20 protein-coding genes and 1 rRNA gene are annotated in these 23,708 nt (G+C 50.9%); 5 read left to right on the top strand and 16 right to left on the bottom strand.

Annotated elements, in window-relative coordinates; genetic code table 11:
- Genes ABD836_RS17040 through ABD836_RS17000 form a run of 9 tightly spaced genes read right to left on the bottom strand, consistent with a single transcriptional unit; the run spans position 1 to position 11,626 of the window.
- Entirely contained in the window at positions 1-795 is a 795-nt protein-coding gene (locus ABD836_RS17040; RefSeq protein WP_344938301.1) for a GntR family transcriptional regulator, read from the bottom strand.
- Positions 796-825: 30 nt separating this feature from the next.
- Positions 826-1,419 carry an isochorismatase family protein gene (locus ABD836_RS17035; protein ID WP_344938299.1) on the bottom strand — a complete coding sequence of 198 codons (594 nt, stop codon included), beginning with the start codon at positions 1,417-1,419 and terminating at the stop codon, positions 826-828.
- Positions 1,409-2,260 carry an alpha/beta fold hydrolase gene (locus ABD836_RS17030; protein ID WP_344938297.1) on the bottom strand — a complete coding sequence of 284 codons (852 nt, stop codon included), beginning with the start codon at positions 2,258-2,260 and terminating at the stop codon, positions 1,409-1,411. The genes ABD836_RS17035 and ABD836_RS17030 overlap by 11 nt, the downstream gene beginning before the upstream one ends.
- A complete protein-coding gene (locus tag ABD836_RS17025) occupies positions 2,257-3,711 on the bottom strand; it encodes an aldehyde dehydrogenase family protein (protein WP_344938295.1) in 1,455 nt (484 codons plus the stop codon). Before ABD836_RS17025 ends, ABD836_RS17030 begins: the two co-directional genes overlap by 4 nt.
- A complete protein-coding gene (locus tag ABD836_RS17020) occupies positions 3,708-5,144 on the bottom strand; it encodes an aldehyde dehydrogenase family protein (protein ID WP_344938293.1) in 1,437 nt (478 codons plus the stop codon). Before ABD836_RS17020 ends, ABD836_RS17025 begins: the two co-directional genes overlap by 4 nt.
- Before the next feature lie 3 nt (positions 5,145-5,147).
- Positions 5,148-6,416 carry an acyl-CoA dehydrogenase family protein gene (locus tag ABD836_RS17015; protein WP_344938291.1) on the bottom strand — a complete coding sequence of 423 codons (1,269 nt, stop codon included), beginning with the start codon at positions 6,414-6,416 and terminating at the stop codon, positions 5,148-5,150.
- 31 nt (positions 6,417-6,447) lie between these two features.
- Complete coding sequence (locus ABD836_RS17010; RefSeq protein ID WP_344938289.1) at positions 6,448-7,194, bottom strand: hypothetical protein; 747 nt, start codon at positions 7,192-7,194, stop codon at positions 6,448-6,450.
- A 10-nt stretch (positions 7,195-7,204) separates the two neighbouring features.
- Complete coding sequence (locus ABD836_RS17005; RefSeq protein WP_344938287.1) at positions 7,205-8,920, bottom strand: nitrilase-related carbon-nitrogen hydrolase; 1,716 nt, start codon at positions 8,918-8,920, stop codon at positions 7,205-7,207.
- Positions 8,921-8,959: 39 nt separating this feature from the next.
- Positions 8,960-11,626 (bottom strand): TonB-dependent receptor, encoded by a 2,667-nt coding sequence (locus ABD836_RS17000; protein ID WP_344938285.1) that lies wholly within the window; start codon positions 11,624-11,626, stop codon positions 8,960-8,962.
- Between the two features lie 196 nt (positions 11,627-11,822).
- Between ABD836_RS17000 and ABD836_RS16995 the strand changes: the two genes are divergently transcribed.
- Positions 11,823-12,512 (top strand): hypothetical protein, encoded by a 690-nt coding sequence (locus tag ABD836_RS16995; RefSeq protein ID WP_344938283.1) that lies wholly within the window; start codon positions 11,823-11,825, stop codon positions 12,510-12,512.
- Entirely contained in the window at positions 12,493-13,800 is a 1,308-nt protein-coding gene (locus tag ABD836_RS16990; RefSeq protein ID WP_344938282.1) for an MFS transporter, read from the top strand. Before ABD836_RS16995 ends, ABD836_RS16990 begins: the two co-directional genes overlap by 20 nt.
- A gap of 115 nt (positions 13,801-13,915) precedes the next feature.
- Here the strand turns inward: ABD836_RS16990 and ABD836_RS16985 are convergent, their stop codons facing one another.
- From ABD836_RS16985 to ABD836_RS16960, 6 genes are all read right to left on the bottom strand, one after another.
- Positions 13,916-15,094, bottom strand: a complete 1,179-nt coding sequence (locus tag ABD836_RS16985) for a saccharopine dehydrogenase family protein (protein ID WP_344938280.1) — start codon at positions 15,092-15,094, stop codon at positions 13,916-13,918.
- Positions 15,095-15,531: 437 nt separating this feature from the next.
- Entirely contained in the window at positions 15,532-16,407 is an 876-nt protein-coding gene (locus ABD836_RS16980; RefSeq protein WP_344938278.1) for an SDR family NAD(P)-dependent oxidoreductase, read from the bottom strand.
- Positions 16,404-17,012 carry a TetR/AcrR family transcriptional regulator gene (locus ABD836_RS16975; RefSeq protein ID WP_344938276.1) on the bottom strand — a complete coding sequence of 203 codons (609 nt, stop codon included), beginning with the start codon at positions 17,010-17,012 and terminating at the stop codon, positions 16,404-16,406. Before ABD836_RS16975 ends, ABD836_RS16980 begins: the two co-directional genes overlap by 4 nt.
- A gap of 238 nt (positions 17,013-17,250) precedes the next feature.
- On the bottom strand, positions 17,251-18,027 hold the full coding sequence (locus ABD836_RS16970) for a maleate cis-trans isomerase family protein (RefSeq protein WP_344938274.1): 777 nt from the start codon (positions 18,025-18,027) through the stop codon (positions 17,251-17,253).
- A 1-nt stretch (position 18,028) separates the two neighbouring features.
- Positions 18,029-18,820 carry an SDR family NAD(P)-dependent oxidoreductase gene (locus ABD836_RS16965; RefSeq protein ID WP_344938272.1) on the bottom strand — a complete coding sequence of 264 codons (792 nt, stop codon included), beginning with the start codon at positions 18,818-18,820 and terminating at the stop codon, positions 18,029-18,031.
- Positions 18,821-18,822: 2 nt separating this feature from the next.
- A complete protein-coding gene (locus ABD836_RS16960) occupies positions 18,823-19,986 on the bottom strand; it encodes an aromatic ring-hydroxylating dioxygenase subunit alpha (RefSeq protein WP_344938270.1) in 1,164 nt (387 codons plus the stop codon).
- Between the two features lie 381 nt (positions 19,987-20,367).
- On the opposite strand from ABD836_RS16960, the gene ABD836_RS16955 reads away from it, so the two are divergent.
- From ABD836_RS16955 to ABD836_RS16945, 3 genes are read left to right on the top strand one after another with little or no spacing between them, the layout of a single operon-like run.
- Complete coding sequence (locus tag ABD836_RS16955) at positions 20,368-21,171, top strand: hypothetical protein (protein ID WP_344938268.1); 804 nt, start codon at positions 20,368-20,370, stop codon at positions 21,169-21,171.
- A gap of 2 nt (positions 21,172-21,173) precedes the next feature.
- Positions 21,174-22,157, top strand: a complete 984-nt coding sequence (locus ABD836_RS16950; protein ID WP_344938266.1) for an alpha/beta hydrolase family protein — start codon at positions 21,174-21,176, stop codon at positions 22,155-22,157.
- Between the two features lie 18 nt (positions 22,158-22,175).
- Complete coding sequence (locus ABD836_RS16945) at positions 22,176-23,138, top strand: hypothetical protein (RefSeq protein WP_344938264.1); 963 nt, start codon at positions 22,176-22,178, stop codon at positions 23,136-23,138.
- Between the two features lie 455 nt (positions 23,139-23,593).
- On the opposite strand, the gene rrf is transcribed toward ABD836_RS16945, so the two are convergent.
- Positions 23,594-23,708 (bottom strand): 5S ribosomal RNA (gene rrf / locus ABD836_RS16940).

Here is a 23,708-nt window from a genome sequence, read left to right as displayed (position 1 = left end):
TTACGTCTGCTCACCTATGTACTCATCTATACCCAGACTCATACGATAGATAAACCGCCGCGGGTTATATTGGCAGCTGAGAATATCGACCAAGCGACCATCTTCGCTGTAGGACTGGCGCAACAACGTTAGCGCCGGTTCACCGGGCTCCATTTGCAGTTCACGGGCCACATCCGCACTCACCGCAATGGCACTGAGATCCTGCTCGACCTTGGTCAGCTGCAGACCATTTTCCTTAATCACTTCTAAGCGCACCGCCGATTCCAGATTCTCGCGGGTGAAGCCGTGGGTAATTCCAGCAGTCCAACTCTCGTAGTAGGCAAATGGTTTGCCCTCCTCGCTGCTGCGCACACGCAGTAAGCGAAAGGCCTTCTCGCCAGATTTCAGCCCCAATTGGCTGGCAATCATCGGCGGTGGTGTCACCTCAGACAAATCCAGTACCCGAACCTTGGTACGACGACCAAGATTGGCCAGTTTCTCTAACATTCCCATCAGTGGTGCGTTTACCGCCTCGGCGGTGTACTGATAAGTAACGTGGGTACCCTTTCCGCGACGGCGCTCTACCAAGCCTTCGGCAGCAAGTTCATCCATCGCGCGTTTCGCGGTAATTCTGGAGATCCCAAAAACTTCGGCCAAATGCTGCTCGGTCGGCATTTGCGCGCCAAACGCAATTGAACCGTCGAGTATTCGACCCTTGAGCAATAAATAGGTCTGGTGATAAAGCGGGGTTGGCGTATCTCCGCGCAAAGACTTCAGATCGTGATCGCTAAATAGCTTTTCGATTACAGCGTCCATAACTCCTCCTTATAATGGCTGGGTGCCATTCTACGGCAGTTGATGTAGCACATCATCGACTTTCACCACGTCGGCGTATTTAGCGTGCATATCGAATAGATTAGCGGCGTGCGCCTCTGCATTGCGATCGCCAACCGCTTCTTCGGCCACAATAACTACATAATCATGCTGGAGGCCGTCGACTACGGTCGCGCGTACACACCCGCTGGTTGTTAGCCCTGTCACGATAAGGGTGTCGACATTCATCGCCTTTAGTTCCGCATCGAGTTCGGTGCCATAAAAAGAACTCGCCCACTGCTTTTCTACGAGCAATTCACCCGCTATCGGCTGCAGCGCAGGGTCGACCTGAACCCATTCGGAATCCGGGGTAAGGCAATTAAGCGCCGGAATCCGGGCGCGAAATACCTTGGCCTGATCGTCGCGGTGGTAGACCACCGTTGTAAACACCACGGGCAATCCACGCGCCCGGAACGCCGCAAGCAAGCGTGCATTGGCAGCCACTACCTCAGGACAATCTGTGCCCAGCGGACAGCGCGAGCTGGTAAAACCATTAATCATGTCGACCAACAACAGAGCTGGGCGACCAACAATGCCGAGGCTATTGCGTTCGAGATTATGACTCACAGGACCACTCCTCTTTACCACCAGCGCTATCTGCTGGCCTTGAGCGGCTCAAAAACCGCCGAATCAGCCCGCAGACAACATCCGGCTGTCGGTCACATACCCAACTCGTGGTATTGGGAATACGTGTTACAACGCCTTGCTGCACACAGGAAAACGCGTCATCTAAAACGGAATACAATGGGTCTGCACTACCCGCAAACATCAACACAGGCTGTGTTATCGCACTAATTGCACGCTGAAAATCGTGGTCAATCACCGCCGCATAAGCATCGGGGTAACGCTCCCCCATTCCTAAGCCCAGCAAGGTTTCACGGAGTATCAGACTTAACTCGGCCTGGGTATCTTTACCTTGCATACGCTGCCACATACCAAGCAAATGCAAGCCATCCGCTGACGCGGGAAAAGCCCTCGCTTTTTCTGGCAGGATATTTTTCAAAATTTGATTCAGCAGCGTCGGGCCAGACAACATTAGGCTGTCTGCAATTTGCGGGTGGCGATAAAGCATTTCAGTCGCAACTGCAGCCCCAGTGTGATGACCAAATACCCCAGCTAAGGTCTGAGCACCAGTAATTTCCTGGCAAAAACCCTTTAGCGCGTCAGCCCAATCAGCAATGGTATTGCTGATTGTTAGCGAGTCACTTTGGCCAAATCCGGGCAGGTCTGGCGCAAGTACATAGTAGTCCTCAGCGAGTGAAGCCATCATGGCCTCAAACATAACCGAGCTACTTGGCGCCTGATGAATAAGCAGTAAAACCGGCGCGCCAGATTGACCCGCAAAGCGATAATGCATTTGCCCTGTGCCGGCAGGCACATAGCCGCGCTGCACGAGCACCTCGCTCACAGTGCAGCTCCAAGCTCGACACTAATCCATTTTAATTCGGTGAATTCTTTGGTACTAAATTTACCGCCGCTGCGGCCTACGCCTGAGTAACCGCTGCCGCCAACCGGTGCTAGGGCATTACTCTGGAATGAGTGCATGCCAATATGCACGGCGCCGGCTTTTATACGCCGCGCAGCAGTGAAACCCCATTGCATATTTAAGGTCAGTACGCCAGCCGACAGGCCGTAGTCGCTGTCATTAGCAAGCTCAATGGCTTCGTCCAAGTCTGCCGCCGAGACAATACTGGCCAAAGGGCCGAAGCTCTCCTCCCGCCAGATACTGGCATCCAATGGTGGACTAAGCAGCAATGTTGGCTCGTAAACCAAGCCTTCACGAATCTTGCCACCACAAAGAAGCGTGGCGCCGCGTGCTAAGGCATCGGTTTGATGTGCTTGAATTTTCTCAACTGCGCGACGATTAATCAGCGGACCGTAAGCACACTGATTATCGAAAACATTGCCAATTTCCAAAGCCTCAGCTTCACGCTTTATTGCAGCGCAAAAGGCATCGTAAATCGGCGCCTCGACAATGATCCGCGAGTTGGCCATACAGATCTGGCCACCGTGGTTAAACATGCCAGCCACCGCAATGGCCGCCGCCCGCTCAGGGTCAACATCGCGCAGTACTAACAGTGCGCTCTTTCCGCCAAGTTCTAGTTGCGCCGGCACCATGCGTTGCATGGCCGCCGCACCAATCATTTTCCCGGTTTGAGTCGAACCAGTAAGTGCAATGCCGTCAATACCGGGGTGATTGACCAGTGGCGCACCGCATTGCAAACCAAAGCCCGGCAGCACGCTAACCGCCTCCGCGGGCAGCCCCGCTTCAACGAGTAATTTCGCGAAGGCTAGGGCGATTATCGGCGTTTCTTCCGATGGTTTAATAACCACGCTATTGCCTGCAGCAAGCGGAAATGCCGCCATTTTGCAAAGTAGGGCAAGCGGCGCATTATACGGAGACACCACCGCCACCACACCGAGCGGTTCACGAAAAACCATAGACATGCGATCGGGGCGATCATTCGGGAAAGTATCGCCATAAAGTCGGCGCACTTCGCCCGCCGCAGTGCGCAGTAAATCTACGGTGTACGAAATTTCAAAGCGCGCCTTTGTAATACTTGAGCCGCTTTCACGAATAAGTAGCTCAAGGTAGCGGGCTTCGCCTTCGGCCTCCATGATCTGCGCCGCTTTAAGTAACACCGCTTCGCGATCTTTAGGGGGCAGTGCTGACCACAAGACCAAACCCTTAGCGGCCACCGCAACTGCCTCAGCGACATCTTTCTCACTGGCGCTGGCCACACGTGCTAGCGGCTGTTCGTCGAGGGGCGACAAAACGTCGAACCAGTCGCCATTGATGGCTGGTCGCTGCAGACCATTGATATAGAGGCCATGATCACAATTAAAATATTCGCTCACGGTCTCGCCCCTACACCAATAACGCGGCTGCCACGGAAAAACTCAAAACTCTCACGTACGCCCTCATCGCCCTGCCCGCTCAAACCCCAGGCAGGTCGGGGTGCGAGTGGGTGCAAATTCATCATGGTTACGGCATTTATTTTTACAATTCCGGTGCGCATTTGCTTGGCCACAGCCCAGCAGCGCTGCTCTTCACCAAACACATAACCGGCTAAACCAAAGGGTGTGCCGTTGGCTAGTGCAACTGCCTCATCGTCACTGTTAAAACTGTGTACAGTTGCCACTGGTCCAAAGGTTTCATTGCGGGTTTGCTCTGGCGTCAAACCTGTAATAAGTGCCGGAGCAAAATAATAACCGGGTGTTGTTGGTATTGAACTGCTCTGCATTACCTTGCCACCAAGTGCCCGATACGCTTCTAGTGTTTGTTTAATATGAGCGAGGTGTGCGGCATGAACCAGTGGCCCCATATCACTTTCTGGTGATAATGCGCTGCCAATATGCAATTTCTCAAGTCGCGCCATAACACCCTTTAGCACAGGCGAGACCAGTGACTCATGAATCAGCAAACGGCCCAGTGCTCGGCACCACTGACCATTCAAAGTCACCAAGCCCTGCACGATTGCATCGCAGCTCGCCTCAATATTGGCATCTTCCAATACCACCAACGCATTATTACCGCCCAATTCCAACTGCGCGGGTTTAATATCTTGTGCACACGCGGTTGCCACCGCGCGACCACCTGCCAAACCACCAGTAAAAGACACCGCTGCAATCCGTGAATCTGCCACGAGTGCAGCGCCGACTTTGGCATCGCCATGAAGCAACTGAATTAGACCAGTAGGAAAACCCACCTCTTGCAGCGCTTCAACAATATACTGCGCAGACAGGGGCGCCCACTCAGAGGGTTTAACAATAACCGGACAACCCGCCGCCAGCGCCGAGGCAATTTTATGACAGGCGATTCCTGAGGGCGCATTCCATGGTGCAATAATTGCCGCAGGACCCAGTGCCAAACGTTCATTTAACAACGCACCATGGGGGCCTTGCAGTGGCTCATGCCCAGCAGTTTCGGCTTCCAAGCCACGCAGCAAATTTGCCGCAGACCGAAATGCCATTGGGCAAATGCTGGCTACAACGCGGGTAAATTTTAAGATCGCACCTGTACAACGCGCGTCGGCCTCCGCGATCCTTTCTGCCTGCTCGGCGAGTGCGTCAGCCGCAGCGTCAAGTAGATCCGCCCGCGACGAATTGCTCAGTCCCGACCATTCACCACCTGCATGAACCGCCGATGCGGTTACGATTGCCTCTTCGACCTGCTCGGCGTCCGCCGCTAATTGTGGAAATAACTGCGCCGCAGTACTGGCGTTACACACCCAGCTATCTAGCGCGACACGTGGTGCCGCATGCTCACCATTGATTAAATTCAGCAGCATGATTTAGCCTTTACCAAAGGAGTTTTGTTCACGACCTTCAATAATTAACTTAGCCGCCTCAAGCCTACCGCGCTCGGCGGGGAAGGCTTGCACCAAACCCATCGCAAGATCACGTAAGGCACGCGAATACGGGGTACTAAACATGGTCCCGGATGTACCAGCAGCTTTCAGCGCAGTCACGCCTACGTTAAAACTGTATTCCGCAATCTGACCTTTACAGGTTCGCCAAAAAGTCACCACCTCGTCTTTAGAAACCATTGGCGGATTGCAGCTTTCAATCTGAATCTGACGCCGCGCCCACAGCAATGCGGTTTGTAAATCGGCGTACATATCGCCCACAAACTGCGATTGGAATGGACCGGTCCCAATAGGTTTTCCGGTGTCGACAAAGGTTTTTTCCTTGAGCATTTTAATCGCAGTTTGGTATACCGCTACCGCTGCGCCCAGGTAGATAACCGACGCAGCAACTTGGTTGCCAACAAAACTTGAGCGGCTCATTTGGCAGCTACGAGCAAAGGCGCCCGGAATTGCGAGCGCGGCATCATCGGGCACAAATACTTTTTCTAACACCAAGCCTTCAGTCGCCGTACCGCGCATGCCCATTGCATCCCATTCAATGCGACCACGTGTACCCGGCGCATCACGATCAACAAAGAACGTGCACAAGGCGCTAGCGTCATTAATACCCTGCAGACCGGCGGTAACTAGATACTGATCGGCAATACCCGTGGCGCAACCAAATGATTTTTCGCCATTCAGTTCCCAACCGCCCTCAACCTTGTGTGCCTCAGTGGTGATGGTAATGGCCGAGTGCTCCGACTTAACAGATTCACTGGCGTAATTTGCAAGCCACTTGCGATCGCGCCCCATGGTGTAGAGTACTTTCTCAGCAAAGGCCCGCACACCTGGCGCTTCTTCGGCAGAGAACAAACCTTCATCCAAAGCAGCCAGCGCCAAGGTGCCACGTGAGGCAGAGGTGTTGTGAAAGAAATAGGCCAAGCCGGTGGAGGGGCACACGCTACCAATCGCAAAACACGCTGCCGCCCAATCGCGCAAGCCGCCGCCAAGGCCGCCGTATTCTCGGGGCACCATCAGCCCAAGCAATCCGGCCTCGCCAAGCAGACGGACATTATCCGGATCGAATTTTCCTTCACGGTCAGTTTTCACTGCGCGCTCAGCGAGCGTAGGCAGTATTGATTCGACCCGTTCAGCGCGCTCGCGCTCTTCGGGGGTCATGTCTTCAATTAATAATTCACTTATCATTTTGGCCATTATTTATCTCCTAGCGTCACGTCGTGAGGTCTTAAGCGCTCACGGCGCGCAAGGTTTCAATTTGTTTTTCTGCCGCTTCATTGCCAACTAGTGGTGCAATGCGCTGCCATACGGGGTCGACATCAGCATTGAAAATGGCAAATTTATTGCGGCGATCGCGCTCAATCAATTCACTCGCGCTAAGCCCATTGAGGGCTTCAGTCGAAATGCCATTTTCAACCAATCCAAACCAGTGATTAAGGTAGTCATCAACCACACTGCCAATTTCAACGAACGCAGATTCTGTGGCGCGATTGGCTAGCATCCATGGCGACATAATTCCTAGCTGACGCGGCGACAAATGCGCGCGACTCAAGCCTTCAATTGCACTGCCACGCTCCCAGCTTTCGGTCAACGGCAAAAACACTTCATTCATATAAGTGAGCTGTGAACCGAGATCCATACGTGGGATAAGGTCTAGATGAAAGGCGTGATGTTCACCTGCACAAACAGAGTCAACCGTAAAATGGGGAACTGCACTGTCTGAGGGTGTGAATGCAAATACCATATGGGAATCGAGTTGAAGAGCCGGCACCACAATACTCGAGGTCACCACTTGGAACATGGGGCTACCAGTGAAGCGGCGCATATAGCCAACCGAACCTTCATGCATAGGAATATGACTATTCAACGGCAGAAAGGGACCGCCGTCTTCCGCAAGGTCTTCGACCAAATCAAAGCGCTCAACAATGGCCTTAAGTACTTTTTCGTGGAGGGCTTTGGGTAATGACATACTCATGGTGTTGTCCTTAATTTGCGGTAGTCATCGGCTGCAGCAAATACCACGGCCGATTTTCAATCAGGTGAGTGTTGCGCGACACAACTTTATTCTCTGCATAGCGAGGGTGAAGCATCGCCAGGGTTATGGCACTGTCGTCACGCATGTCTGTTAGCGGCGGACGAGTCAGTACGCCGTCAAAGATGCGCGTTTTCCACTCGCCAAAAACGGTAAAATCCTCAAGTAGCCCGGCAGCAAAACCGCGACCAAACTCAAAATTAGCAGTCGGCGCCAAGAGGTTGAGTCTATTCTCTGCTGCGCGCTCTACAAGGCCAGTCTGCAGCTCCCAATGCTCCAAAGGCATCATCGGCACTACTGCAATTTCTGCCGCTGCCATAGCACAAAGGCGGAAACTTTCGGGGTATATACTGTCGTCACTCGTCAGCATACATACACGAGCAAAAGGCAGGTCGACGCTCGTAAAATCATCCGCCAATGTCGACCAAGCAAAGCGTTGACTGAAGTGCACTTGCCCCTGCTCTGCAACAACGCCGTGGCTAGCAATTGCGACAACTTGATGTTGATATGCGGCGCCCTGCGCAGCAACCTGCGCGCTAAGCACGTAAACATCATCATTAAGAATTTCGCCCAGCGCGCTAACGAGCTCAGCACCACGCAACTGCCAATGGCCTAGTTCATTTTCTTGAATATGGGCAAACGCCGCCGGCGGCGATAGCGCAATGAGCTGAGCACCGGCACGTTGAGCTTCAGCAACCAGCACACACATTTCTGCAATCGTTTCGTCTTGCCAACGGATCATTGCCGCTTGCAGATCCGGTTTACCGCCAAACACAGCTAAGCTTTGTGACGCAGGATTTTCACCGAGGCTGCTATAGAGCTCAGGTCGACGCGATGCGATGATATCAGTACCGTCAGGGCGGACTTTACTGTCGGCCGCTACCACTGTGATCAGTGCAGAAATCACTTCCTCGTCCTGGGTTTGCGCCATGGCTAACACTGTGCCATCTGGCGCGACAATTTGACTTTCTCCTGCGCCGCACAAAAAGACTTCGGGGATATTTGTCGCCGCGCTGATGTCGGCCATCATGGCTTCTGGCACTAACGGGCCAACCTTGTTGGCCGCAACAACAAAGACTTTGTTCTCGGCTGCGCGCACAGGAATATGTAAATTCCCTTCGTCTGGTGCAAATGAGTTGAGGCTGTTACACAAGACCTGCGCGCCACGCAAAGCGAGACAGTGTGGTGTTTCGTTTATGACGCCATCCATGCACATATACATGGCGAGGCGGCCAATGTCGGTGTCGATAATCGGCGCGGCGTTTTGCGCGGGTTCTAGAAAGTCATTCTCATGCCCAATCAATACCTGCTTGTCAGCAATACCCAGCAGTTCGCCTTGCGGAGAATAGAGAAGTGCAGAACCACTAACCTTGCCGCCCTCTCTCCGCAGGGTTGCGCCAATACTGACATAGGCGCCAATAGCCTTAGCTTTAGCGGAGATTGCCGTAAGAAAAGCTGAATCGAGTGTTAGTGAAACTTCATAACAATGTTCGGCGTTGTCATACCATGACAAGTGATTGCAAAACTCCGGCAGCACCACCAGTACGGGCTTATGTTCGGCGGCCTTGTCGAGTACCCGCAAGCAGGTACTCAGGTTTTCGTCCATATTACTGCCTATGGCGCACTGCGCAGCGGCAACCCGAATTGGCGTAGATGTTTCACTTGTCACTGTACAGCTCCATTCCTATTGTTATCAGTATCACGCAGCTTACAAGTTGTATTTCACTTGTAGGCCATACGAAGGACCCGTTACCTTGGAAACCAGGTACTGGTTAAAAACACCTAGGTAGAATGCATTTGCCGCTTTGTCTTCATCAAATATATTCTTGCCCCAGAGATTGAATTCCCATACATCATTTGGATCGAGAAGATTAATAGAGGCGTTAGAAATAAAGCGCTCAGGTACCCAGGCAAGATTTAGCGGCGTAACATACTGTTTGCTTTGGTAGGTAAAATCATAGCGAGTGCTTAGCATCCAACCGCTGTTAAACATTAAGTTATACGTAAAACCACTGTTGACCTGAACTTTAGATGTACGCGCCAACTGATTGCCGCCCACTTCGCCATCGTCAGCACAGAGATCAGTTTTATCACACTGGAATCGTGTTACTGCCGGTGAGTATTTTACGCCGTCTTCATATTTTGGATCGTTAAACGACAAGCCTAAATCAACAATCAAACTTTCAGTCAAGCGAACAACAATTTCTGACTCGAGACCGACGCTGGTCGCTTCACCGAGGTTTTCGATAACATCGGACGTTGACAAGCCAACCACCGCGGGTGAAACACCACCTTGCATTCCAGTCCAATTCACTTGGTACAGTGCTAAATTGAGCGTTAGACGATCGTCAAAAAACTGATTTTTAGTGCCTATTTCATAGGTCCAGTTTTCTTCGATATCGTAAACTTTTTGACTTGGGTCAACCGCATTATTAAAACCACCTGCCTTAACACCATTGGCCGCAGAAATGTAGAACATATGCTCATCTGTCGGCTTCCACTCAAGGATGGCGCGCGGCGAGAAGGAATAGAAATCTTCAGCGTCAGATGGATCAACAATGGCGCTGCACAAGGTAGTGCCGTCGTTAATGCCTGTCACCGGATCAGTACAATCTCCTGAAGGAATACCAAACACGCGACCTGGAATTAAAGAGTAATCAACCTTCTCACCGTAGGCGATACCAAAGGAGTCGGTATGATAGTACACCTCAGTTTTCTCGTGAGTATAACGACCCTCGGCAGACAAGCTGATGCTATCGGTAATATCCACATCAAATGCAATAAACGCCGCCTCAACCATATCGTTGTAGGCGGTATCTTCAGCGCGATTAGTGGCATGCTGACGGAAACCCATATCGTAAGCTTGGATAAAAGTAATATCGGTAGCACGGCGATCCGTTACGATTGGCGACAGAGCATTTCCGAGGGCCACATCACAGTTGTCAGAGTTACCAATCACATCACCTTGGGCGTCAGTGAACTGACCTGATGAACAAACAGGGCTCAGGAAAAGCAAAGTCCACTGACGATCTTCAACCTCTGAGAAGTACCCACCCACGCGCACACCAATGCGATCAGTAATCTGCCAGTCGAGACGTAATTCATGAGAAAAGGACTCAATCTCGGAATTCGGCCGGCTACTGAAAGCATTTACCTGAACGATATTAGAAATACCTGTACCCACTTCAACACTAGAACCCAGTTCAGGATCTTCGCCGCCAGGCCCACCAGTGGAGTTAGAGTCATGCCCAGTCCAACCGAATAAGTAACTCAAGGTCATATCTTCGGTAATAGACCAATCAAAAGCCAAAGTCACTAGATCGGTACTTGCGACAGCCCCCCAGCTACGCGGGTCCATAACCAAGGCAGTTGGGCCATAACTACGCGGCGCAATCTCAGCTGCGTAGGGTTTTAATTCACCGCAATAAGCAGCATTCGCTGTAAAGCTACGCGGACCCAATGCCGTTTGCTGAGAGCCTTCGCCCTCAATACAGTTCAGATCATCTTGTTCCCATAACCCAAATGCCCGAGCGCCAATACCACTAATCTGATAAGCAGGCTGAGTTTCTCGTTCGATTTCAACATGATACAAGCCAAGGTGAGCTGCAATATTTGGTGTTACGTCATAAGTAAATGCCGCCGCCCAAGACTGGTCATCCCAGCCGCCAACACGGCCCTTGCTATTGACGCCACTAGGATCTGCATCCGCTTGGCTGTGATCATTGCGGTGATGGCCATCGTACGTGGTGTATCCATAAGAGAACTTACCGAGCAGACGCTCACTAAAAATGGGGCCGGTATAACTTGCCCGAAGATCATAGCGATCATGGCTACCCACGGTCTGGCTTATATAGCCACCCGGCTCAACCGTGGGACGGCTCGTAACATAGTTGAGCGCGCCCGCGAATGCGTTGCGACCATAGAGCGCATTCTGCGGGCCTTTTACGACCTCAACACGCTGCATGTCGATTAAGCCCATATTTAGCATGGACTGACGCTGCATATATATGCCATCGATAAAAAACGCGACGTTCTGAATACGCGCGGTGGTGAACTGCTGCGCTAGCCCCCGGATTACCGCGTTACCGTTCGTGCCGGAGGTACTGAATCCTTCATACGAAAACCCTGGTGTGCTCGCAGCAATATCTTCGACGCCAGTAAAGGCCCGGCGCTCCATCTGCTCCATAGTAAACGGCGTAACTGAGAGCGGAATTTCCTGAAGGCTCTCATCACGCTTACGAGCCGAAACGATCACCTCTTCCATTTGCAGCGAGGCTCTTTTAGGGCTGACCTTTTCCTGCGCTAGCGAAGGAGACATCACTAACGCTGTCCCCATCAGTAAAGCTAAATTCTGGCTAATTCTGTGCGACTGCATCCTGACTACCTCTTTCTATATCTGTAAATTCTAAGATTTAGGCCTAAGGCCACGCTGTACTGCTTTACCCAGCGCTAAACCACGAACGCCGTCACTGCTACTGACATCTATAATTCTTGTTGGTATGCCCTATTGATATAATGTAATATCTTTAAGCGTTTTAAGTCAAGCTATCAAATATCGAAAAGGAGATTTTATGTACCAGTACAGTATTGGCCTCGCTGTTTTCGATTTTGTGCCAATCGTTTTATCCGGCATTGGCCTGTATTTTGTATCCATAACCGCCACATTATGGGGCGCACGCTGGCAGCAACTCGCGCGCCTCGGTGCGATACTCATTCTCTGCGGCGGCATTTCAAAAGCAAGCTGGAAGCTCATAGTTGCCACGTTTCAAATAGATATTAGCTGGATGAACAGCGCCCTGTTTTTCTGTCTCGCCCCAGGCATGCTAATTCTTGCCGCAACGATTTGGGGCGCGAGTAACAACAAAGGTCAAACGGCAAGGCATATAACATTGATAGTGCCCGGCCTCCTTGTTATCGCTGCACTCGCCATTACCGTCTCATGGCCCGAAAAGCGCTACGGAACCTTCTATTTACTAGCGCTTACCACCTTAGGCAACGTCGCTCTAGCCCTCCAACTTATAATCAAGTCTTGGAACGCAAAGCGGCTTAGTGCAAGTGTTATGTTTTTTTGCAATATTCTTGCCGTATTTACCATGGCCGGTTTAGCCAGACTGCCAGACCAGTCAGAAGCTCTGCAATGGATAGAAGAACTGATCAATACTGCTAGCCAAGGCGCTTTTGCTTATGCGGCATACACCCTTTACTCAGCAATCAAAGCAAGTTCACCGGAGACAGCTGACCATGACATCGCCACAAAATAGCGCATCGAGATCATTTCTGGGCGTGCAACTCACCAATTCGGTGCTGCCGTCAAACCTCATTGGATTTTATGGCGCCTGCTTTGCCGGCATCTTGCTTTCCACCTTTATGCCGCAGATGCAACCCTATCTTTTAAGTGAGTTCTTGCACATACCTGAAAACGAACAGGGGGTCATGAGCGGCAATATCGCCTTCTGGGGGGAGATAGCCATTATTATTGCGGCAGGATTCTGGGGCACAATGTCAGACAAAATAGGGCGGCGCCATGTCATGGCTGTGAGCTTTGTCATCATGGCTATTGGCGTTGCAGGGTTTCCGTTTGCACAAAGCTATCCGCAGCTGATCTTCTTTCGTATTATTTTTGGTATTGGTGTCGCTGCATTCAGCTGCATGACAATTACAATTATGGCCGACTACGTCAATGATCGCAGTCGCGGCAAGGCCACCGGATTTCTCGGCCTAGCCAATGGATTGGGCGCCATGACCACAGTGTTTTTAATCTTACGACTCCCCGCTATTTTTCAAGCACGGGGTATGGATCCGCACGCAGCAGGGATGGTCACCTACTTTATTATTGCCGGCGTCAGCCTACTGTTTGCAGCGTGGATGTGGCTCAGTTTAAAAAAGCACGATCCCTCTACCCAGCAAAGCAGCAGCGATTCATTTTTGGAGATTACCAAAAAAGGCTTCCGCGCCGCGCGTGACCACGGCGTTGCCCTCTCATATGCCGCCGCGTTTGTGTCGCGGGGCAATCTTGCCATCGTAGGGACTTTTTTTACTTTATGGCTAGCGAATTACGGAACATCTGAGCTTGGGCTTAGCCGCGCCGATGCGCTCGCACGTGGCGGTATGATTGTCGGGATCGCCCAGGGTGTCACCTTAATTGGCGCGCCACTATTTGGTATTCTCTCTGATCGTCTGGCCCGCGTCGACGCCTTGATTATTAGCTTACTCGTGTCGTTTATCGGCTATGGCGGCACCTTTTTCATAGACGATCCTTTCAGCACTAAAATGATTATCTGCGCCATTTTTATCGGCCTAGGTGAAGTCGGCGTTATTATTACGAGCGCCGTATTAATAGCCCAACAAACACCTGCCGAAATTCGCGGCGCAGTTATCGGCTTTTTCAACCTATCTGGCGCAGTCGGGATTTTGGTCGCAGCTAAATTTGGCGGTTACTTATTCGACCACTGGCGTGAGTCGGGGCCTTTTGTACTGTTTGGCCTACTCGCCTTAGTGGTGACGATCTGGGCAATAATAGTTCGCAAAAAGGTTGTGCCTGTCGCTTAACAAGGCGGTAAAACTAAGCGTACTCGCGTCGCCCCACAACGCTCGCATTGTGGAGTGACGCCTCACCTTCTCAACTTAACGTCAGCCCTATTGGGCTAGCAGATTCAACTCGGGATCATTTCACCTCTAGCTGAAAAGTTAGCCCGGCATTACTTTGCAATCGCTCAATGAGGTGATTACCCAAAGCCGATGCGGGTGTCATCACACCACCCGCATCAGGTGCTGGATTCATAACGAGGCATACTGCGGCTTCCGCTATCATTTTAGAGGTTGAGCCATATCCAGGATCCATGTCGCCTTTTACGGCTGCACGCAATGTTTCTCCATCCTTAGTCTCGCCATCAAATAATATGTCGTAATAGCCTGTTTCTCGCTGCTCTTTTGTCGGCCCCTCGCCTGGCTGGGTTTGGTCCGTGGCCATCGATGTATCTGCGGCCACCGCTTTAGCAATTGCTTCACCAGCTTCACCAGGACCTGTTAGCAACATTTCATCGTAGACGAAATCTTCGCCGTAACTATGATTTTGCAGATAATTAGAGCGGTGAATATTTTTGGTATTGATAGTCGCCATCACGAAGGGTGCGACCCAGCTCTCTAGGACCTCGTCATACATAGGCTTCATTCCGCTTGGCTGCTCTGCGCCGGTAAAACCAGGTGTTAGCGCAAACGGATTTGTGAGAACGGCTACCAGCTCTGGGTTTGCTGCAGCTGCCGCCATCGTTGCTTTGAAGCTGGCTAAAGTACCGCCTGACCACACACCTTTCATGCCACGGACTCTGCCTCTGATTCGGGGAAGTGCCTCACCGAACTGCGCTCGTGCCTTTTCTTGTAAAAAGAACACGCCTAGATCAAATGGAATTGAGTCGAAGCCGCAGGAAAAAACAATTCTCGCACCGCTCTTCTTTGCAGCGTCGTTGTGTGCCTCAATCATTTCGTTCATCCAGTTAGGCTCGCCGCATAAATCGACGTAGTCCGTGCCAGCTTTAACACAGGCGGCAACCAGATCAGAACCGTAAAGCTGATAGGGCCCTACCGTGGTGAGTACAACTGAAGTGCGCTCTACCATAGCCACAACTGACATCGAGTCACTCGCATCAGCTACGAGCAAAGGTAAACCAGTAGATATGCCCAAGTCGTTGCGCACAGCTTCTAGTTTTTCTAGGCTGCGACCGGCCATTGCCCATGACACCTCCCCCCCAACGCCATATTGAGCGTAAAGATATGCAGCGACCAGCTTTCCTGTGTATCCGGTTGCGCCGTATACAACGATGTCCAATTCACGATTTTTTTTCATAGTTCTAAAGGCCCTTAATGATGAATGCCCTTTTAGGCAGTGGTCGATTGCTTGCGCTTTTTAAGTAAGGAGAACTGACATATGTAGCCCACCAGAAAAAACACAACAAATTCATAAAAAATTGTTCCAGTTATCGGTCTTCAGGGTTCGTCCGTATCGGATCTGATATCGGAAGACGTGCGGCCCACCCGTGATTGCCGGAATCGTATAAACAGTATAGCCCCCGAGAGACAGAAAGCCTGAAAGTGACCCGCTACCGCGGGGAGCCCCGCCATTTGTGTATTTCATCAGCGCAGTGACCCACCGCGATTAAAGTACAGCTCCGATACGCTCGGCCTTTTTATTCAGCCGTTACAACTCTGGCAGCTATTATTGTATGTATTCAAGCAACGCAACCTCAGGTATTAGACTCCCCTTTTTCGGTCACAGTTAGCCTGTCATAACATGTCTATTTTTTGGTTGACGATGTGTTGCAACAACGGACTTTGCGCTGCTCTTTCGAATGCTTCATCGATTTTTTTTGCTCGATATTGAAGCATGGGGCGATAATTAGGATGAGTGAAAATGTATAACTCACCAGCATTGAGGGCCTCTACCACTCGCTTCCCCACAATGGCAGGGTCGATGCCATTTTCCACGGCCTTGCTCATATTGTTTACGGCTCGACTTGCTTCGCCATGGCGCGTGCTTTTCGAGCGATAGATGTCCTGACGGTTTCGATGTGACTCGTGTATTCGAGTTTGAACAAAGGCGGGGCATAGTACTGATACGGCTATACCTTCCTTTTCAAGTTCGCCAGCCCAACTTTCTGATAACGCGACTACCGCCATTTTTGTTGCGCTATAAGCGCCACTGTAAGGTACACCACCCATACCAGCCATGGAGGAGACGTTTACAATCCAACCACCCTCCCCATGCTCTTTAATTAGCGGCACCATCGTTTTGGCGCCGTAAACGACCCCCATAAGGTTTACATCAAGGGCCCATTGCCACACTTTCGCGTCTTGCTGCTCAATGCTCCCAGTCTCGCCGCCTATACCTGCATTGTTAACGACCATATGAACTTTCCCGAATCGAGCGAGCGCATGTTCAGCCACCACCTGCCATTGGGCCTCAGAGACTACATCTAGCGCGACGGCTAATACCGCAACACCTGAGCGTTCCAACGCTTCACTCGCTTGCGCAAGACTGTTGGGGTCAATGTCGGCCAATACGATGTTCATCCCTTCTTCGCCTAGGGCTGTCGCAATGGCAAAGCCAATCCCTTCCGCTCCACCGCTGATAACGGCGGTCTTTCCTGCAAATCGATTCATATTAAATTTCTCGGATTGTGTATTTTCAAAATATTCTCCAGCATCACTGGAAATAACTCATCGAATCCAGCGCCCTGAGTAAGCTGATTCGCCAGCTCGAGAGACACCAGGCCATGTACCCAAGCCCAAATGGAATGGGCTATCAACGTCGGGTCGCCCTCAATATCGCCGGAGTCGATGGCCCTGCGCGTTGCATCGAATAAAATTTTGCGGGTGCGTTTCTGCGCAAGTGCTGTCTCAGGGAAGTCCTGCGCCTGATGAACGTGAATCACATAGAGTAGCCGGTAGGCATGGGGCTCATCGTGCGCAAATCTGGCGTAGGCCACGCCCAATGCCGTAAGGTGCGCAAGAGGCGGCAAAGTGGACGGAACAGCTTCCAGTGCATCGGCCAGACGGTGGAACAGGGTTGCGCGCAGCAGGGCAAATACAGCTTCTTTGTTGTCAAAGTAACGGTAAGCCATCATCGGGCTACAGCCCATTGCTTTAGCTATTCCGCGCATCGTTACCGCACCGTAGTCCTCTTGCTGATAGAGCGCATATGCTTGCTGGCAATAGGACGTGCGGAAATTTTCGATATCAATTTCTGTAAGTGGTTTTCTTGGCATCAATAAATATTACATCGTATATTATACGTTGTAAATTTTAATTGATGTCGGGGTTGAGCACATAAGCTATAGATTGGGTTTATTTGAGCAAACGGTTCGTGGCGCGAGATATTGGCGGCCTTATATTTAAGCCAGCTCTGGCCAAGCACCTAGCTCAACTGCCAAGTATAAAAAAGCCGAATACAGAGACTGTATTCGGCGTAAGCCGCACTGACAGGGCAAACTTTAAAAAGAGGTTTTAAAACTCTTCGAGCAGACGACCTTTTCCGGTGATCTTATCGTGAATACCACTGGCGCGCAGCGCATGCCAAATAGTGGCCACATTTATCGGAATCATTGGTTTTTCCAACCAGTGCTCGAGAGTTGGGAACAAGTCCAAGGTCGACAGATTGGTACCGCACTGAATAATCGCGTCGACATCGTCGCCATCAGCCTTTTTAACAGCAGCAATCACTTCCGGAATAGTCACCTCGGCAATCGCCGTAGCGGAAGTACAGTTCAAGCCCACCACATGCTTAACTTCAAAGCCGATTTCATCAAAATATTGGCGTACATTGTCATCACCTATTGGCGGGTAAGGCGTGATCACTGAAATTTTCTTGGCGCCAAAACCTTCTAGCGCCATACGTGTTGCCGCCGCACCGGTGGTCATACCTAAATCGCCAATCTGAGATTGAATGGCATTTTCAAATTCGATGTTGCCCTCAATGCCGCCCCAGAACGTTTCAGCTGACATACCGAGCATCAAATGAGTGATTTGCGCGGTCATAATATTATCAATGGCTGGGCCCATGTCTTCGCGCATTAATTCCAAGAAACGCTCAAATACGGTATTCGCGTCGTCACCACTACGCTCGCCTTCTGCAGCCCAGTCTTTGAGACGAATCAAAAATCGCGAAGGATGCCATGTAATCCCATCGAGACCGAATTTTTGAAGATCGTATTCAACGCCGGTATTCGTTGAGGGTATTAACACCCCAATACGCGCTCGCGAGGCAAGCTGGTAATTATTCATGTCACACTCCGTGATCAGTAAACAAGTCGCGCTTGTTAAAGCCCGCTGTTAAAAAACGATAAAACGCTTTGCCATTGGTCAGCCACGCAACGGTGCTGCCATCCTTCTCGCTGGCCAACACATTTTTTGCCAACCAAGGTGTAACGGTGTCAACGGTGTCGCCGAGAATATTGAATATGCGCTTGGATTTTTGCCATTCAGGCGTGGTGGTGTCGTAATCACCGACGAGCAAGTCGGTTACAACAATTCCAGGGCTAAGCGTGCAGATCTGCACGCCGCTGCCAGCCACATCTTTCCGTAGGGCTTTGTTCAAGTAATTAACCGCACGTTTGGTCGCGCCATAACTGGCCATACCCGGCTGCACCGCGCCATTACTACCAAAACCTTCCATATTCCAGATTTGGCCGTGACCCTGTTTTTTCATGCCGATCATCGCCACGCGGCACGCCAGAAGCACACCAGTGAGATTGGTGGCGACGATATTCTGAATATCTTCCACCGATTGCAGTTCGAGACTTTGTTTCTTAATGCTCATGCCTGCATTATTTATCCAAATATCGACGCTACCGTGGTTCTCCTCGGCGTGATTCCACAAAGCCTGCAGCGCGTCGCTACTTGTAATATCGCAGGCCAAGCCACTAACAGAGCCTAGGGCGCTAAGTTCCCCAACGGTCTGATCGACCGCCGATTGCTGGCGCCCACTAATGACTACCTGGCAACCGAGCTTCAAAAAATTCTCGGCTAGGCCACGACCAATGCCCCGGGTACTTCCGGTAATTACCAGGGTTTTCATTGCTAGCTAAGCTCCGCTTGATCGACAATTTTAACTGCTGACGTTAGCGGCGGCACAAGAGGAACAGGATCCATTACCCAGCGTAAATCCGCACGCTCACGACGGAAGGGACTTGGTATTGCAAACGACTTGCGTCCGTCATGGGCCTTGACTACAGCACTGTCTATTAGCCAACCATTCTCTTCAATTAAAGATCGGCGAGCACGCCGGAAGGAACTCATAAAACGGTCATCTTTAACCGACAGCTCATTTGCCAAGGTTTCTGGCAAATAATTCGGCGAAGACTGCTCAAGAATAACTTGGTCTTCGCTGAAGATTTTGTGCAGACGCTTACGTGAACCTGCATCAAACAATGGATGTTTAACGAAGCTACGCAGCTGTACCGCAAAGGTGCGGGTATTGTGTTCGTCGATGGGGGTATTAGCGTCGAACATAATTAGCGACATCCGTGGATTCAAATTAATCTGAATACGCACCACCATGCCCGCCATATACCAAGTAGGAATAGTCTCTGTGGGTTGGCGGTCGCGGCGAATCAGTTTACGCCAGTTTAAAAATCCACCGGTTAGCTCAGGTGGGTATTGCTCATTCCAAGAGCGCCCCCAAAAATCGTGAAGCTCGACATTTTTGATATGGTTCTCTTGCGCGGTTTCCGCTTCACCAAACATGGGATGCACAAAAGAAGCGTGAGCGATATCAATGCCATTTTCGACAACCCGCGCCGCTTCAGCTTTCCAGTCCCACTTATCGTGCAGGGCTCGCCAATTGGCAGTATCACTATATTCTGGGAATTCTGGAATCGGTATCCGCTCGTCCTCCGGCGCGTCCCCCAAAAAGACCCAAATCATGCCGTAGCGCTCTTCAGTTGGGTAGGCGTCTACGCGGGCGCGGTCGGGTATTTTAAAGTCACGACCTTCAGACGGAATAAACTCTACCTTGCCGTCGCCATTAAATTGCCAGCCGTGATAGGGACAAGCAACGCAATCGCGAATTGTGCGACCACTGGACAAAGACCCACCGCGATGCAGACAAACGTCGCTGAGGCAGCTCACCTTGCCTTGCTGGTCTCTAAACAGAACAAAGTTCTGACCCAGCAATTTCACCTTTACCGGCTTGTCTTTAACCGTGTCTGACCACTCAGCTACATACCAAAGATTTATCAGCACCGAACGTCCTCCCATTGGAGCGTAAGTAAATATTGCTACCCTATAATAGCCTGACAAGCTAAATGGCTTGAAAGGAGAGAATAACCATAAATTTGACCTAATGGTATAACATTATAATTAATATGCCAAGATGCTATTTACAGGCGCTTTTAAATAGTACTTTTAAAGCCAGCATAGCCCAGCTAAACACAGATATGATCGGTACGCGATTCACTAAAACACGCTGCGTTCGGACAATATCCCCCTCCTCAGCGAAAGCTACTTGCCACTGGCGATAACATTTTGTAAACTCATTTGAACTAAACGCATATCTTTATATCATTTGATTAAAGTAAGCACGCAAGCTACAGCAAAATAGATACGGTGTTGAGGAACAAAAAGATGGCGCATGTTACAAAATCGATCGACGAGTTGGTTGCCGAAAACGCTGGCATTGACCGTCAGGAGACCTTCGACAAACTATGGGCACTTAATACTGAGCTTTTTGAAAAGGTTCGTGATCGCCTTGAACTTACCCTAGACCCGTCTTGCGAAGGCCTCATGCCTTATTCCGGCAAAGATGGCGCAGCCGGTTACCTCAGCGCTTGGGTTGGCCCCAAGGTCGATTGGCTAATTTTTTCTTGGACCGGCAACCCTAAAGCCAGCTTTACCAATATGCACCTGACGATCAATTTGGCTGGCAATATCGATGTGCCCCACTTTGGCTACGCGCTAGGTACCACACCAGACTTATTTTTTTACCAAGACTACATGCCTCGCAAAGACCTGTGGACAAACCCGGAATACGCTGAAAAGTATTTAGGGGGAGATAGCAATGACGCCTATGTTGCCATGGAACGCAATGAGAATTTCCACCACTTCATTAGCCGTCACATGTATACCCGAGTAGCGCAGTCTCCCTGCAGCCTAGTTTATAGCGCCGACGTCACCGACGAGAATATCGAGGACCTGCGTAAAGTCTCCCATGAGCAGCTCGACCGTTGGTTAGACTGGGTAGACCAAGCAAAGCCCATTCCACCGTCAGAAGCCAAACTATTGGCCGCCCGTGACCTGCAAATTCGCAAAACCATTACCCAAGGCGACCCAGCCAATATCGTGGTAGAAAATTTGTTCGGTAAAGAATTAGCAGACAGACTGGTCTCCAGTCTTTGGGGTGAAAACCGCCAACTGCCAAGGCCGGTATAACCATGACTGTACGCGCCTTTTACGACGCCGCTAAGGTCGGAGAGGCCCTGGCACCCTACGACACCATTCACCTAAAGATCTACTACCCAGCCAGTCTTGATGACTCAATGGAACAGATCAATATGGGTGTAGTGCCCGCCCGTGCAGATTCGGCGCCGTGGCCAGTTGCGATTTTTATGCCCGGCACCAATGTGCCGGTAGAAAGCTACGCATGGCTGGCCAAAGAACTCGCCGGAAGCGGCATTGTGACGGTGTTATATAGTTGGATAAAAGAAGATATGCCCGGCTTTATCTGCCTCAGCCCCGGCATTGAACTTAAAAATCTCACACCAAGCACTTTTGGCAGCGCGCCGACCGCCAGCGCATTACCCGCGCTTTATTCTGCACTTGAAAGAATCAATAGTGGCGGCGTACTGCAAAACCGCTTGGATTTAAGCGCTATTATCATTGGTGGCCACTCCGCAGGCGGCAGTGCCGCACTATTAAATAATAACCCAGCCTGGTTCCCGTGGTTAAAAGGCTGCTTCACGTATGCCGCCCACGCTGCCGCATCGACCCAGCTTGGTTTTGCCAACGACAGTATGCTGAATATCTGCCCAGACCTACCCTATTTACTCATGGCAGGCAGCCGCGACGGCGTTATAGCCGCCAGCAGTTTTCGCTATGGCGACGATAAAGCCAGTGTCAGTACCGACCGTATAGAGCGTACCTTTAGCGAATCAATTGACCGGGAACAGGGTGATACCCACTTTGTGAAAATTCGTGGCGCCAATCACTTTTCCTTTACCCACCCGACAGACAGCACTACTGGACGGCAATTTCTCGACTGGGAGCATGAAGGCTCAGATGACGATATTCGCTCCTGCATGGCAACACTGATCATCAGCTTTATTAAAGGTCAGCTGCTTGGCGACAGCGCAGAGATGAACACTTTTTCTAAGACAATCGATAACAATCAACTTATTGCAGAACATCACTGCAAATAATTACTTTGAGGACGAGACATGAGCGACAAGCAACCCAGTGAATGGCAGAAAAGTATTACCGGTGATTGGCACGGCTTCCCAGCGGTCTATGCGCCCGATGGCACCCACGTTGGCGTCAACAAAGTCACTCGTTCCAGCGTTTTTGAAGACGGCAAGACCACGTACTGGATGAAAACCGACTTTGATGCGGTCGGCCAGTTAGCCAACCGTTTCGAATGCGGCGAATTTGGTTTTGGTGTACTCGACTCCGACCAAAACCGTATTTATACCGGCCCAGACTTAATCGGCTCTGGTCGCCCTTTTGGCCCACTAGTCGATTCAAAATATTTCTCACCCGGCTGGAACACTGACCTGCGCACCATTAACCATGTAATAGAAGAACGTGGTGTACAGGTTTACTCATCACAGCTATTCGAGGCCGACACCTTAGTTGCCGTCTTTAACGGCCTATACGTGCGCACTCACGACCACGACACCAACCCTGAAACGCAAAGAACGGTTGCTGAATTTCTCGAGAACGAGAAAAAAATCGGCAAAAAGCCATTCCTGCTCCCACAGAAGCAGTCTGGCACCTGGACCGGCAACATGGACGTATACAATGTCCAGCAGGAAAAAGTCGGCGTAAACCAGGTAACTATTAAATACACTCCCATTACGCTGCTACGTGCGCGTATGGACGTCACCATTGAAGGCGTTATTAACCGTCAGTTTTCCTACGAGCGTAGCCGTTACGAAAACCACCACCAGTACCACGGCCCGGACGTTTTTGGTAACGCTATTGCCTACGGTCGCTACCTCTTCGGTATCCAACACTTTTATGGCGAAGCCATGAAGTTCTGGAGCCGCGACGTAATGCTCGACGCGAACAACACCCTTTGCTCAATGTGGCAGTTCTATAACTCTCAGCAAGAAGAGTTCACCACTTTTGGTGTATTGGACTGGACGCCAGGGGATTTTGTTTTGAAAGCGCAGTATTTGTAGAGCGAATACGAGCTTACCGAGAGTAGGAAAACGCTAAAACTAAAAAGCCCCAGCAGGTCTTCCTGCTGGGGCTTTTTTGTCGATATTGCGTGAGGCTAGGAACCGGAGACTTGGTGTCGATCCTATCTCTTCCATCTCCCGTCTAGCGTAGGGCTGTTGGGGGTACTGCGGCCTTTAAAAAGCTTAGCGCGGCCTGCGATTCTTGATTGAGTGCGGTGTGTGCTGATGACCTACTTTGTGTTGCGAGCAGTGCTGAGCCTGCCCCATGAGCGAAGCGAGTGCTTTGGGTACGTAATCCCTTCGGGATGCCTCCGCTGCGCTGCGTCACACCAAACTCGTTCTTTCAGAACAGAGTTTGTCGCATGGGCCCGGTATTTAGTGAGAGACGCTAACCGCTTCCTAAATAAAACAAAACCCCAGTAGATTTCTCTACTGGGGTTTTATTTTATTTAGAAGCCTGGCGATGACCTACTCTCGCATGGGGAAACCCCAAACTACCATCGGCGATGACACGTTTCACTTCTGAGTTCGGGATGGGATCAGGTGGTACCATGTCTCTATGGTCGCCAG

It is taken from the genome of Zhongshania borealis (assembly GCF_039539625.1).
GTDB lineage: Bacteria > Pseudomonadota > Gammaproteobacteria > Pseudomonadales > Spongiibacteraceae > Spongiibacter > Spongiibacter borealis.
The sequence above is the reverse complement of the archived record's forward strand: the minus strand, read 5'-3'. Positions and strand labels throughout refer to the sequence as shown.